The 13,115-nt window shown below is 73.4% G+C and carries 14 protein-coding genes; 9 read left to right on the plus strand and 5 right to left on the minus strand.

Annotated elements, in window-relative coordinates; all coding sequences use genetic code 11:
* Positions 1 to 103: 103 nt before the first annotated feature.
* Positions 104 to 1,912, plus strand: coding sequence for a LamG domain-containing protein (locus tag IEY99_RS15560; RefSeq protein ID WP_229798748.1), 1,809 nt, complete (start codon positions 104 to 106; stop codon positions 1,910 to 1,912).
* A 60-nt stretch (positions 1,913 to 1,972) separates the two neighbouring features.
* On the opposite strand, the gene IEY99_RS15565 is transcribed toward IEY99_RS15560, so the two are convergent.
* On the minus strand, positions 1,973 to 3,388 hold the full coding sequence (locus IEY99_RS15565) for a DHA2 family efflux MFS transporter permease subunit (protein WP_189203811.1): 1,416 nt from the start codon (positions 3,386 to 3,388) through the stop codon (positions 1,973 to 1,975).
* Positions 3,389 to 3,473: 85 nt separating this feature from the next.
* On the opposite strand from IEY99_RS15565, the gene IEY99_RS15570 reads away from it, so the two are divergent.
* A complete protein-coding gene (locus tag IEY99_RS15570; protein ID WP_189203813.1) occupies positions 3,474 to 4,016 on the plus strand; it encodes a TetR/AcrR family transcriptional regulator in 543 nt (180 codons plus the stop codon).
* Here IEY99_RS15570 and folP read toward each other — a convergent pair.
* Positions 4,013 to 4,897 carry a dihydropteroate synthase gene (folP, locus tag IEY99_RS15575; protein WP_229798751.1) on the minus strand — a complete coding sequence of 295 codons (885 nt, stop codon included), beginning with the start codon at positions 4,895 to 4,897 and terminating at the stop codon, positions 4,013 to 4,015. The two genes, IEY99_RS15570 and folP, sit on opposite strands and share 4 nt — an antisense overlap.
* A 148-nt stretch (positions 4,898 to 5,045) precedes the next feature.
* Between folP and IEY99_RS15580 the strand changes: the two genes are divergently transcribed.
* Positions 5,046 to 5,543: a hypothetical protein gene (locus IEY99_RS15580; protein ID WP_189203815.1), complete on the plus strand. Its 498-nt coding sequence runs from the start codon at positions 5,046 to 5,048 to the stop codon at positions 5,541 to 5,543.
* Positions 5,544 to 5,579: 36 nt separating this feature from the next.
* Here IEY99_RS15580 and IEY99_RS15585 read toward each other — a convergent pair whose 3' ends face one another.
* On the minus strand, positions 5,580 to 6,386 hold the full coding sequence (locus tag IEY99_RS15585; RefSeq protein ID WP_189203817.1) for a tyrosinase family protein: 807 nt from the start codon (positions 6,384 to 6,386) through the stop codon (positions 5,580 to 5,582).
* Positions 6,387 to 6,440: 54 nt separating this feature from the next.
* Entirely contained in the window at positions 6,441 to 6,875 is a 435-nt protein-coding gene (locus IEY99_RS15590; protein ID WP_189203819.1) for a tyrosinase family oxidase copper chaperone, read from the minus strand.
* 240 nt (positions 6,876 to 7,115) lie between these two features.
* Here IEY99_RS15590 and IEY99_RS15595 point away from each other — a divergent pair, with 240 nt between their 5' ends.
* The 6 genes from IEY99_RS15595 to IEY99_RS15620 all read left to right on the plus strand — a co-directional run bounded on the left by IEY99_RS15595 (position 7,116) and on the right by IEY99_RS15620 (position 11,704).
* On the plus strand, positions 7,116 to 7,511 hold the full coding sequence (locus IEY99_RS15595) for a tyrosinase family oxidase copper chaperone (RefSeq protein ID WP_189203821.1): 396 nt from the start codon (positions 7,116 to 7,118) through the stop codon (positions 7,509 to 7,511).
* A gap of 307 nt (positions 7,512 to 7,818) precedes the next feature.
* Positions 7,819 to 8,721, plus strand: a complete 903-nt coding sequence (locus IEY99_RS15600) for a hypothetical protein (RefSeq protein ID WP_189203822.1) — start codon at positions 7,819 to 7,821, stop codon at positions 8,719 to 8,721.
* On the plus strand, positions 8,718 to 9,140 hold the full coding sequence (locus IEY99_RS15605; RefSeq protein WP_189203823.1) for a phage holin family protein: 423 nt from the start codon (positions 8,718 to 8,720) through the stop codon (positions 9,138 to 9,140). Before IEY99_RS15600 ends, IEY99_RS15605 begins: the two co-directional genes overlap by 4 nt.
* A complete protein-coding gene (locus IEY99_RS15610; RefSeq protein WP_189203824.1) occupies positions 9,116 to 9,754 on the plus strand; it encodes a DUF3618 domain-containing protein in 639 nt (212 codons plus the stop codon). The genes IEY99_RS15605 and IEY99_RS15610 overlap by 25 nt, the downstream gene beginning before the upstream one ends.
* Positions 9,755 to 9,824: 70 nt before the next feature.
* On the plus strand, positions 9,825 to 10,781 hold the full coding sequence (locus IEY99_RS15615) for a TIGR03557 family F420-dependent LLM class oxidoreductase (protein ID WP_189203825.1): 957 nt from the start codon (positions 9,825 to 9,827) through the stop codon (positions 10,779 to 10,781).
* A gap of 62 nt (positions 10,782 to 10,843) precedes the next feature.
* Positions 10,844 to 11,704: a glycosyltransferase family 2 protein gene (locus tag IEY99_RS15620; protein ID WP_189203826.1), complete on the plus strand. Its 861-nt coding sequence runs from the start codon at positions 10,844 to 10,846 to the stop codon at positions 11,702 to 11,704.
* A gap of 6 nt (positions 11,705 to 11,710) precedes the next feature.
* Here IEY99_RS15620 and IEY99_RS15625 read toward each other — a convergent pair whose 3' ends face one another.
* Positions 11,711 to 13,114, minus strand: coding sequence for an aldehyde dehydrogenase family protein (locus tag IEY99_RS15625; RefSeq protein ID WP_189203827.1), 1,404 nt, complete (start codon positions 13,112 to 13,114; stop codon positions 11,711 to 11,713).
* Between the last annotated feature and the right edge of the window lies 1 nt (position 13,115).

The raw sequence follows: 13,115 nt of genomic DNA on the forward strand, positions 1-13,115 counted from the left end.
GAAATGGCCATTCGTCCGGAAATGTGACCTATTCGGTCGATCGGCGCTCGCGTCCTTCCGGGTGCGAGCGCCGTTGACTGCTGATGTGCTGAACAACCGAAGCTTGACATCCGCCAGGCGCAAGCTGGTCACGCTGGGCGTGGCCACCGTCCTGGTCGCCGCGGGCGGCGCGGCCCTGGCCGAGGTGGTCTCCGGTACCCCGGCCGCGACCCCGTCCTTCAACGGGCCGGTCTACGCCGTCGCCCACCGCGGCGACGTCGTCTACGTCGGAGGCTCCTTCACCGGCGCGATCGTCGGCGGCAAGACGATCGCCCGGGCGCGGCTCGCCGCCTTCGACGCCCGTACCGGAACGCTGCTCGGCTGGAACCCCGGCGCCGACGCCACCGTGCGCGCCCTGGCCGTCGACGGCGCCACCGTCTACGCCGCCGGCGACTTCGACCGGGTCGCCGGCATGTCCCGCGACGCGGTCGCCGGCATCGACGCCACCACCGGCGCCCTCGGCACTCTCAAGCACACCGTGCTGGGCCAGCCGAACGCGCTCGCCGTGGCCAACGGCCGGCTCTACGTCGGCGGCCGGATCACCTCGGTCGACGGCGCGCCGCGCGCGAACCTCGCGGCGTTCAGCACGGCCACCGGCGCCCTCGACGCCTGGGCGCCGACCACCGACGACACGGTCAACGCGCTCGCCGCCGCGGGCGGCAAGGTCTACCTGGGCGGCAGTTTCCACCGGACCAACAACATCAGTTCCACGCTGCGGCTCACGGCCGTCGACGGCGTCACCGGCACGCTGGACAAGAGCTTCCTGCCCAAGCCGGTCTCGCAGGTCTTCGCCCTCACCACGGACGCCGCCGGGGTCTACGCCGCGCTCGGCGGCCAGGGCGGCCGGGCCATCGCCTACACCTTCGCCGGCGCGGCCCGCTGGACCCGCGTCTTCGACGGCGACGCCCAGGCCATCGCCACCCTCGACGGCACCACCTACGTCGGCGGCCACTTCGACCGGGCGTGCACGACCACCAACAACGGCGCCCAGGGCCTGTGCACGGACGGCTCCGTGTCCCGCGTGAAGCTCGCCGCCATCGACGGCGCGGGCAACCTGACCGAGTGGGGCCCGCAGGCCAACGGCGTGGTCGGCGTCCGGACGCTCGGGGCCAACCCCGCCATCGGACTGCTCAGCGTCGGCGGCGACTTCACCACCGTCGCCGGGGTCACGCGCAAGCGCTACGCCTCCTTCGGCGGCCCGGCCTCGCGCCAGAGCGTCCCGCCCGCGCCGCCGTCGCCGTACGTGGCGTCGTACAACTTCGACTCGACCGTGCCCGACGGCACCTACGACGACGGCTCCGGCAACGGCCACCTGCTCCGGACGCTCGCGGTCAACGGCGGCGCGCTCACGACGGTGGCGCACGGCAGCGGCCAGGCCATCGTCTTCCCGCCCAAGTGCGCCGGAACGACCTGTCCCCGGGTGGTGCTGCAGGCCGCGGACGCACCGGACCTCAACCCGGGCAGCAAGAACCTGAAGTACGGCGCGTACGTCCTGCTCTCCCCGGCGGAGACCTCGACGGGAGAGAACATCATGCAGAAGGGCTACTCGACCGCCGGCGGCCAGTACAAGATGCAGATCGACGGCGTGTCCGGCAAGCCGAGCTGCGTGATGAGCGACAAGGAGGCCACGACCATCCACGTCGCCAAGAGCGGCAGGTCGATGGCGGACGGCTCCTGGCACACCATCGAGTGCCGCCGGGCCGGCACCACGCTGACCATCCTGGTGGACGACAAGGTGGAGGGCAGCACGACGCTGCCCGCGGCCCTGTCGGTGATCACCACCCAGCCGCTCAGCCTGGGCGGCAAGGGTACGGGCGTCAACAACGACCAGTTCCACGGCAGCCTCGACGACGTGTGGGTCAGCATCGGCTGAACCCCGGAGACGACGACGGCCGGGACCCGGTGTCCCGGCCGTCGTGGCGTCTGCGGGCAGTCACTGCGCGCGCGGTGGTGTCCCTGCCGGGCGCCGGGGGAGCAGGGTGGCCACCGCCGCACCGGCCGCGATCACGGCCGCGCCGACCAGGACGGCCGGGACGATGCCGTCGACGAAGGACTGTGCCGAGGTGTAGCCGCCGTACTCGCTGAAGACCGAGGCCAGGACCGCGACGCCGACCGCGATGCCCAGCTCGCGGATGGTGTTGTTGGCGCCGGAGGCGACCCCGTTCTGCTCGGGCCGCACGCTCGCCAGGGCCATCGTGCTGATCGGCGCGAAGGTCAGGCCCATGCCGACGCCGGCCAGGACGAAGGCGGTCACCAGGTCGCCGTAGGAGACGGTGGTCGTGGTCGCCACGGCGATCCAGAGCACGCCCGCGGCGAGGAGCGCCTGCCCGGCGACGATGAGGTTCCGCAGCCCGAGGCGGTCGGCGAAGATGCCCGCCAGCGGTGCGACGACCATCGGGGCCATGGTCCAGGGCAGCGTGCGCACCCCCGAGGCCAGCGGGCTGAGCCCCTGGACGACCTGGAAGAACTGGGCGAGCAGGAACACCGCGCCGAACGTGCCCGCCGAGAAGGTCAGGGTGACCACGCTGACCAGACCGAACCCGCGGGAGCGGAACAGGGTGAGGGGCAGCATCGGCGTGGGGTTGCGCCGTTGCCAGGCGACGAAGAGGGCGAGCAGGACGCCGCCGGCGCCGAGCATGCCGAGCACCCGGGCCGACGTCCAGCCGTGGTCCGGCCCGTCCACCACCCCCCAGACCAGCGACAGCATGCCGGCCGCGGACAGCAGCAGGCCGAGCGGGTCGAGCCGGGGCGCGCCGCCGCGGGACTCGCGCAGCACGGTGGTCGCCAGGACGACGGCGAGCGCCCCGACGGGCACGTTGAGCCAGAAGATCCACGACCAGTGCAGGCCCTCGACCACGGCGCCGCCGACGACCGGGCCGACGGCGACGCCGAGGCCGTTGATGCCACCCCAGATGCCGACCGCGGCGTTGCGCAGGCGCTCGGGTACGGCCTGGGCCAGCAGCGTGAGCGACAGGGGTGCGACGGCCGCGCCGGCCAGCCCCTGCACCGCCCGCGCGGCGGTGAGCATCCAGGGCTCGCCGGCCAGCGCGGCGGCGGCGGACGCCAGGGTGAAGACGACGATCCCGGCGACGAACATCCGCCGGCGGCCGAGCCGGTCGCCCACGGCGGCGGCGGTGAGCAGGAAGGCGGCGAAGGGCAGCGTGTACGCGTTGACGAACCACTGCAGGTCGGTGAGGGAGGCGCCGAGCTCGGTGCGGATCACCGGCAGCGCCGTGGTGACCACGAGGTTGTCGAGGGTGACCATGAAGGTCGGGATGCCGACGGCGGCCAGCACCGCGGCCAGCGGGCGGGTGGCCGGGGGTGCCGGCCGGGCGAGGACGGCGGTCATCGCGCGCTCCTAGTTGTTATTCACTGATAACTAGCGACCGCCACCTTAGTTATCAACCGATGCCTTGGCAAGGTAGCGTCGGGACGTGGCCCGCACCCGCCTGACCGCCGAACAACGCCAGGAGCAGCTGCTCCGCGCCGCGCTGACCGCCTTCTCCACGGGCGGCTACGCCGGCACCACCACCGACCAGGTCGCCCGGCTGGCCGGCGTCTCCCAGCCGTACGTGATCAGGATCTTCGGCACCAAGCAGCAGCTCTTCCTCGCCACCGTGCGGCGCGCGGGCGACCGCATCGAGCAGCGGTTCCGGCAGGCCGCCGCCGAGGACCCCACCCTGGCCAGCCTCGGCGCCGCCTACGACGACCTGCTGGCCGAGCGGGAGCTGATCACCGTGCTGCTGCACGGCTTCACCGCGAGCGCCGACCCCGCGATCGGGCCGGTGGTGCGCGACTGCTTCGGCCGGATCTACCGCACGGTCCGGGAGCTGACCGGCGCCGGCGAGGAGGAGGCCCGCGGGTTCCTCGCGATGGGGATGCTGCTCACCTGCCTGGGGGCGATGCGGGTGGTGGGCCCGGACGCGGTGCCCCGGGAACCGTGGATGACCGAGCTGCTCGGCGGCGACGGGTCCTAGGGCATGTTGTGCCGGGTGTACGCCGGCTCGCGCAGCCCGAGCATCGCCTCGGTCATCCGGACCGCCTCGACCGCCGGGCGCACGTCGTGCACGCGGACGATGCGGGCGCCGCGCAGGATGCAGAAGACGACCGCCGCCAGGGTGCCGGAGAGGCGCTCGCGCTGCGGCAGGTCGAGGGTCTCGCCGATGAAGTCCTTGTTGCTCACCGCCGCCAGCAGGGGATGGCCGAGGTCCGCGATCTCGTGCAGGCGCCGGGTCACCTCCAGCGTGTGCAGCGTGTTCTTGTTGAGGTCGTGGCCGGGATCGATGATGATCTGCTCCGGGCGTACGCCCCGGTCGAGCGCGAGCTGCACCCGCCGCCGCAGGAAGTCCGCGACCTCGGCGGTCACGTCCCCGTACGTGGGGCCCGGGTACGGCGTCCGCGGCGCGGCCAGGCTGTGCGTGATCACCAGGGCGGCGTCCGTGCCGGCCACCACGTCCGCCATCGCGGGATCGCGCAGGCCCGACGTGTCGTTCACGACCCCGGCCCCGGCCTTGACGACCTCGCGGGCGACCTCCGGCCGGAAGGTGTCGACCGAGACCACCGCGAGCCCCTGCGCCGCCTCGACCACCGGCAGCACCCGGTCCAGCTCCTCGCTCGCCGACACCTCGGGCCCCGGCGCGAACGGCACGCCGCCGATGTCGATCCAGTCCGCACCCGCCTCGGCGGCCGCCCGCACCGCCTCGGTGGCCCGGTCCAGGGCGAAGGTGCGGCCCCGGTCGTGGAACGAGTCCGGCGTGCGGTTCACGATCGCCATCACCGCGACCCGGCGGGAGAAGTCGTACCGGCGGCCGCCGATGACCCGTTCGGCGCTGATCAACGGGGGTGCGTAGTCACTCACGCCCGGGAGAGTAGCCCGGATCCCGGGCCCGCAGGACGGGATCGGCGGTGACGGTGATCATGATCAGGGGCGCCGGCCCGGCGCCCGGCCGCAGGAGATTCCGGCGAATCCCGAAGGGTCGGGGCGGGTCCGGCGCGAAGATGGCTACGTGTGGGCGTGGCTGCGGGGCCGGGTGCTGGCGCCGGTGGACATCGGGTTCATCGCCGACCGCTCGGCCGTCGCGTACGAGGGTGCGGCGCTGGCCGGCGAGCCGGCCGTGGTGGCGGCGCTCGCCCGGGCGCCGGAGGTGTTCCTCGCCGTCGCCGACGACCCCGGGAACGCGGAGATGGCCGTCGACCGCGAGGATCTCCCCGGCCTGCTGGAGGTGGTCACCGCCGACGGGCGGGCGTGGGAGCTCCTGATCGACTGCACCGTCAAGGGCATCGTCGACACCGGCGGCTACACCGGCGTCGAGGACGACCTCGTGGAGCTGGCGCTCGCGCGCGGGCCCGGCGTCATCTCCACCGCGCACCTCGAGCGGGAGGTGTACTGGCTGCGCCTGACCCGGCCCGAGCCGCCCGAGCGGGTGCTGGCCCGCTTCGTCGGCGCCGTCGTCGACGCGCACCGGGAGCTGGCCCGGCGGCTGGACATCGCGCTGCCCGGCTGAGGCGGCACCCGCTCGGGTGCCGCCTCAGCGGCGGGCTCAGGCGTAGCTGTAGTTCAGGGTGCTGATGTCACGCACCGCCGAGGGCGTCCGGCCACTGGCGAACGGGCGCATCGTCTCGGTGTTGTCGATGACGCCGGAGGTCCCGGTCCGCGGCTGGTAGGTGTCGACGCCGCGGCTGGTCTGCCACAGCCACCAGAGCCGGTCGACATTGCAGTGGTGCAGCCAGAAGACCGGGTCGTTGGGTGCCTCGCGGGTGCCCATGTGCCCGCCCACGTAGTTGTGGACCCGGTTGTGCAGGTCGATCTCGTTGCGGTTGCGGTAGCTGTTGCTCACGGTGGAGTTCCACGGCCACTGGTCGTACACCGTGTAGCTCTGCACCGTGCTCACCGTGCTGGCGCTGGGACGCGTGGCGTTCTGGCCGAGCCGGCGCTGCAGGTAGGAGGTGGCGATGCTGCTGCGGTAGATGTTCCAGCCCCACGCCGGGCTGAAGTTGCCGCTGGACACGCTCCCGCTGGTGATGGCACCACAGAAGTCCGTGGTGAACGGCGTGGCGGTGCCGGTCCAGTCCCAGTACGGGATGAAGATGTCGGGGTTGCCGCTGACGGTCTGCAGGTCGAACTCCAGCAGCCGCAGGTACTCGCGGTGCCACGGGAAGAACGACGGTGACTGGTGGGCGTGGCTGATGTTGTCCGAGGTGCGGGCGAAGAATGCGATGTGCTGGTCGATGTACCAGTTGTAGTTCCGTCCATTCGCGGACGTCGTCTTGAACTGGCGCAGGGCGTTGACGAACGCGGTCTTCTCGGTCGAGGTCAGAGCGGCGACACTCTTGCGGGCGACTGCCATTGTTCGGTTACCTTTCGAATGGTGGGGAAGGGCAGGGGCGCGGGACCACCGTGGTCAGTGGTGGTGCGCCAGCCCCGCCTCGTCGCCGAGCTCGAACTCGCCCAGGGTGTCGACCGCCTTCTTGGCCAGCTTCTTGAGGCCGTCCTTGTGCTGGCTCTCGTCGATCTCCACCGGGTCGTAGTGGTTGAGGGCGCTGATGTAGCCGACCCCCACGTGCGGTGCCGACCCGTCCTCCGGCACGAACAGCGTGTCGATCGGGGTGAGCGCCAGCTTCTTGTTGTTGATGTGCAGCTCGTGCTTGCCGTTCGAGTGGTGTTTACCCTTGATCTTCTTGCCCTTGTAGACCTCGTCGAAGTCGCGCGGGTCCGCGGCGGCGCGCTGGGGGGCCGCGTCGGAGCGGGCGGCGGTGACGGTCTGCGTGGCCACCGCGACGGTGGTGGCGCTCACCGCGGCGGCGGCGCCGTAGCGCAGGACGTCACGTCGGCTCATGTCGGCCATAGGAATCCTCTTCTGGAAGAAAGCCATTCGGTACGGGCAGCTCGTGGTTGCCGTTTCCATCGACATCGTCGACTGGAGGAAAACTACTGGCGCGAGCCGCGCGCTCGCAATTGGACGGTCGTGGCGGATGACGAGCCTTTCAGCCATTGGGGATCGACATTCGTCACTGATAGGTGGACGATGGACTACCCGTGCCTGGACGGGAAACAGGCAAGAATCCGAGGAGTTTCCATGCGAGCAATCCCCATCCTGGCGGCCGTGCTGGCCGCCGGCGCCGGCCTGATCGCCACCGCCGGCCCCGCCGTCGCCGCCCCCGCGCCGCAACCGGCCGCGCAGGCCGGCGCCGACCTGGCCGGATTCTTCGCGCAGCGCTACGGGGGACACCACATCATGGGCTGGGGCCGCGACGAGTCGGCCTGCTCCTACATCGACGGCGTGCAGCTCGTGCTCTACCCCCTCGGCCGCAACCGGTACGTGAGTGCGCTGCAGGCCTACGAGGAGGAGCGCGGCGTCAAGAACATCACCAAGGCCTCGGCGGACGTCCTCGGCGAGGCCCGCCTCGTCCCGCCCGCGGACCCCGTCGCGCACTGCCCCGTCTTCGTCACCGCTGCCCCCGAGGGGAGCTAGCCACCCGGGTCCCCTCGCGGGGGCGCAGGCACTCGGCGGCCGTCCTGACGAGGGCGGCCGTCGACTGCTTTTGCGCCACCGCTTCCACCGGCGACAGTCTCTTGTGTGCGATACGCAGGGTGATTTCGGGCGCGCCCGGGCCGCCGCCGCGGGCGGGCGCGCGCGAACCGGGGCGAATACCCGGGGACAGGCAATCTATGCAGGGGTTTTTCCATTAATTGTGCGAGGGCGATCAGGTTCGCCGACCCCGCTTGGCGGGTAGCGGAAGGGGCGAAGCACCCACGGACGAACCATCATGGAGGTAGCGATGAGTGACCCCTACACGGGCGCCCGCGCACCGGACGCCACCCCGGGCTACGGCGAGGTGCCGGTCCAGCCGGTGGTCGAGGCGTACCCCGCCACGACGGGCCCCGCCACCGGGACCGGCCTGACCACCGGCGACGACCGTGCCTTCGGCGCGTCCTCGTCCGGCGGGGGCACCGCGGAAGGCGCCAAGGAGCAGGCCAAGCACGTCGCCGGAGAGGGCGCGCACGCCGCCGGGCAGGCCGCCGGCGAGATCAAGGACACCGCCGTGGAGCAGGCCCAGCGGGTCGGCGCCGAGGCGAAGACGCAGATGCGCAACGTCGCCTCCGACGTCCGGGACCGGGTCAGCACCCAGGCCCGGGACCAGAACGACAAGCTCGTCGGCACCCTGCGACAGGCCGCCGACCAGCTCGACGAGATGCGCGGCGAGCGGCAGGACTCGCCGGCCGCGCAGGTCGTCTCCCGCATCGCCGAGGGCGGCCGGCAGATGGCCGACTACCTGGACCGCAACGGTCCCGAGGGCGTCCTGCGCGAGGTCACCGACTTCGCCCGCCGCCGTCCCGGCGCGTTCCTCGCCACGGCGCTGGCCGCCGGTTTCGTGGCCGGACGGCTCGGCAAGAGCGTCATGAAGGCGGACGACACCGCCGGCAAGCCGCGGACCGACACCTTCGTCTCGGGTGCGGACGCCGGCTACGGCTCCGGCTTCGCGGACACGACGGCGGGTTACCCGGCCGCCGGCACGACCACCGGATACCCGGCCGCGGGCGCGACCGCGGGCTACCCGAGTGCCGGCACGACCGCCGGCTACCCGGCCGCCGGCACGACGGCCGCGGGCACCGAGTACGCCTCCACCGGCACGGGCACGCCCGCCGTCGTGGACGAGCAGTATCCGGGCGGCACCCGATGACCGCCCCGTACCCGACCGGCCACGACCGGGCCGAGGAGGTCTCCGCGACCTCCGTGGGCGAGCTCATCGGCAACATCAGCAACGACCTGTCCCAGCTGTTCCGCCAGGAGGTGGAGCTGGCCAAGGCCGAGCTCAAGCAGGAGGCCGGCAAGGCCGGCAAGGCGGCGGGCATGCTCGGCGGCGCCGGGTTCGCCGGCTACCTCGCGGTGGTGCTGCTGAGCCTGGCCCTGGTCTTCGGGCTGGGCAACGTCATGGACCTGGGCTGGGCCGCGCTCATCGTCGCGGTGATCTGGGGCGCCGCCGGCGCCGTCCTCTACGCGGCCGGCCGCAAGCGGCTGAAGTCCGTGGACCCCGTGCCCCGCCGCACCGTCGACACCATCAAGGAGGACGCGCAATGGCTGAAGAACCCGACCGGCTGAGGCAGGAGATCGAGCAGACGCGGGCCTCGCTGACGCGCGACGTGGACCTGCTGGCCGAGAAGACGAGCCCCAAGCAGGTGGCCCGGCGGCGCTGGACCGCGGTGAAGGAGAAGGTCATGGGTACGACCGAGCACGCCCGCCACAGCTCGTCCGGGGCCGCGCACGCCGCGGCGAGCACGGTGCAGGACAAGGCGTCGCGGCTGGGTGACAAGGCGTCCGAGCTGAGCGACCGGGCCGGCGAGAAGGCGCACGACGTCGCCGACGCGGTCAAGGGCGCGCCGCAGGCGATGACGCAGCAGGCCCAGGGCAACCCGCTCGCGGCCGGGATCATCGCCTTCGGCGTGGGCATGCTGGCGGCCACGCTGATCCCGGTCACCGAGGCCGAGAAGCGCGCCGGCGAGCAGCTCAAGGAGCACGGCGGCGAGGTGACCGACCGGGTCAAGGACGTCGCCATGGAGCTCAAGGACGAGGTCACCGGCACGGTGCAGCAGGCCGCGGGCCAGCTCAAGGAGACGGCCCGCGACGCCGCGGAGACCACCAAGGACCAGGCCCGTTCCTCGGCGCAGGACGCCAAGGAGCAGAGCAAGCAGGCCGTCGCGGACGCCCGTTCCTGAGGTGCTTCCGCCACGTTTGCCGCTTCCTGCCGGGGGCAACCGGCAGGAAGCGGCAAACGAGGGAGCGCCCATGAGGATCGGGTACAAGCTGGCGTCGGAGGGATTCGGGCCCAAGGAGCTGATCGCGCAGGCGGTCGCCGCCGAGCGCGCCGGGTTCGACTTCGTCGAGATCAGCGACCACTACCACCCCTGGCTGGACGCCCAGGGGCATTCGCCGTTCGCCTGGACGGTGCTCGGGGCCATCGCGGCGCGCACCGACCGGATCGGCCTGGCCACCGGCGTGACCTGCCCGTCGGTGCGCTACCACCCGGCGATCATCGCGCAGGCCGCCGCCACCCTCGCGATCACCTCGGACCACCGCTTCACCCTGGGCGTCGGCTCGGGGGAGCGGCTCAACGAGCACGTCGTCGGACAGGGCTTCGGCAACGTGCGCGAGCGCCAGGAGCGGCTGCGCGAGGCGCTGGAGATCATCAAGCTGCTGTGGCGGGGTGGCTACCAGTCGTACGAGGGCAAGCACCTGCGGCTCGAGGACGCCCGCGTCTTCGACCTGCCCGACGAGCCTCCGGTGATCGCGGTGGCCGCCGGCGGTCGCGACGCCGCGACGATGGCAGCCGAGCTGGGCGACGGCCTGTTCGCCACCGAGCCGCGCGCCGACCTGGTCGAGACCTACCGCGGGGCCGGCGGCGCCGGACCCCGCTACGCCGAGGTGCCGGTGGCCTGGGCCCCCACCGCCGAGGAGGGCATCCGGGAGGCGCACCGGACCACCCGCTGGGCGCTGACCGGCTGGAAGGTGATGAGCGAGCTGCCGAACCCGGTCAACTTCGAGGCGGCGTCGCAGACCGTCCGCGAGGAGGACGTCCGGGAGAAGTTCGCCGCCGGGCCGGACCCGGAACCGTACCTCGAGGCCGTCCGGACGTACGTGGCGGCGGGCTTCGACCACATCGTGCTGCAGAACGCGGGGCCGGACCCGGACGGCTTCATCGACTTCTTCCAGAAGGAACTGGGCGACCGGCTGCGCAGCGCGTGACCGCGCGACGGTCACTCGAAGTGGTGGCTTCGTCACGGGCAATCGGGGTACCCACCGCGGCCATGACGATGATCCAGACCGGCCGGGCCGCCGCGCCGGTGCCGCCCGAGACCGCCGACGTCACCGTGGTGGTCGCCACCCGCAACCGGCGCGACCGCCTCCGGGAGACCCTTCCCCGGCACGCGGCCCCGGTCGTCCTCGTGGACAACGGCTCCGACGACGGCGGCCCGGACGCCGTCGCCGGCGTCGACGTCGTCCGCCTCGGCGAGAACCGGGGCGCGGCCGCGCGCACCGTCGGCGTCGAGCGCGCCGCCACGAAGTACGTGGCCTTCGCCGACGACGACTCCTGGTGGGAGCCGGGCTCGCTGGCCCGGGCGGCCGCGCTGCTGGACGCGTACCCCCGGACCGCCCTGATCTCGGCCCGGGTGCTGGTCGGGCGGCAGCGGCGCGAGGACCCCATCTCGGCGGCCATGGCCGCCGCGCCGCTCGGCGTGCGCGACGGCGCACCCGGCCCCGAGATCCTCGGCTTCCTCGCCTGCGCCGTCGTGCTGCGGCGCGACGCCTACCTGCGGGCCGGCGGCTTCCATCCGGCGCTGCACGTGTACGGCGAGGAGGCGCTGCTCGCCATGGACCTCGCCGCCGCGGGCCACCGGCTGGCGTACGCGCCGTCGCTGACCGTGCGGCACATGCCGCTGCCGGCGGGCCGGGACACCGGCCTGCGGCACCGCCGCGAGGTGCGCAACCGGGTGCTGACCGCGCTGCTGCGCCGCCCGCCCGCGGTGGTGGGACGGACCGTCGCGGCCGCCTGGCGCGCGGACCGGGCGGGAACGGTCGACGCCCTCAGGATGCTGCCCCGGATCCTGGGACAGCGGCGCACGCTGCCCCAGGACGTCGAGCGGGATCTGCGCGTCCTCGGCTGCTGAGCCGGGTCACCAGCCGGACGGCGGCGCCTCGATGTGCACCGCCTTCGTCACGGTCAGCTCGTCGAGCAGCTCCGGGCCGTACCCGAAGCCCTGCCCGCTGCCGCGCCGCGGGTGCGCGGCACCGCCCGGGGCGCCGCCGAAGACCGCGTTCACCTTCACCGTGCCGACGCCCAGCTCGCGCCAGGCACGCTGGGCGTGGCTCATGCTGCCGGTCAGCACGGTGGCGGCCAGCCCGTACGGCGAGTCCGCGGCCCGGGCCAGCGCCTCGCTGAACGAGTCCACGACGACCACCGGCGCGACCGGGCCGAAGGTCTCCTCGCGCACCACGGCCATGGCGTCGGTGCAGTCGGCGAGCACGGTCGGCGGGTAGAACGCCCCGGGCCCCGGGGGTACCTCGCCGCCGGCGAGCACCCGCGCGCCCGCCGCCACCGCGTCGCTGACCTGCGCGTGCACCGCCTCCCGCAGCCGGGTGTCGACCAGCGGGCCGATGTCGCCCGCCCACCGGCGCGCCTCGGCGCTCAGCGCCGCCAGGAACGGCTCGGCCACGTCGCGGTGGACGTAGATGCGCTCGACCGCCACGCAGATCTGCCCGGAGTTGGCGAACGCGCCCAGCGCGGCCTGCTGCGCCGCCCACTGCGGGTCCACCTCGGCGTCCACCACGAGCGGGTCGCTGCCGCCGTTCTCGAGCAGCGCCTTCGCGCCGGTCCGGGCGCACGCCGCGGCGATCGCCCGGCCGGTGGCGGTGGAGCCCACGTGCGCGACGACGTCCACCTCCGCCGCCGCGAGCGCCGCGCCGACCGGCCCGTCGCCGTTGAGCAGGGAGAGGACCCCGGCGGGGAAGTGCGGGGCGAGCAGCTGGGTGAGCCGCCAGCCCGTCGCCGGGGTGCGCTCGCTCGGCTTGTAGATCACGGTGTTGCCGGTGACCAGGGCGGCGCCCAGCAGTCCGCAGGAGACGGCCACCGGGTCGTTCCAGGGGGTGACGGCGGCGACGACGCCGCGCGGTCCGTACGCCATCAGGTCGATGGCCTCGTCGTTGCCGGCCAGGGCCCGCCCGCGGTGGGTGGGGCCCAGCTCGGCGTACTGGCGCAGCGTGCCCACCCCCGCGCCGATCGAGTCCCTGGCACCGCCGGTGGGCTTGCCCATCTCCGCGGTCATGAGCTGCGCGAGCTCGTCCGCCGCCGCCTCCACCGCGTTCGCCGCGGCGTGCAGTGCCGTGGCCCGCGCGGCCGGTGCGGTGCGCGCCCAGCCCGGCGCGGCGTCGCGCGCCGCCTTCACCGCCGCGCAGACGTCGGCGTCGGAGGCGACCGGGACGGTCGAGACCGGCTCTCCGCTCGCCGGGTCGAGGACGGTCGATGTGCGTGTTCCGCTGCCGGGGCCCCAGGTGCCCCCGATGAGATGCTCCACGTTCATG

The sequence above is a fragment of the Couchioplanes azureus genome (assembly GCF_014648355.1).
Taxonomy (GTDB): Bacteria; Actinomycetota; Actinomycetes; order Mycobacteriales; family Micromonosporaceae; genus Actinoplanes; species Actinoplanes azureus.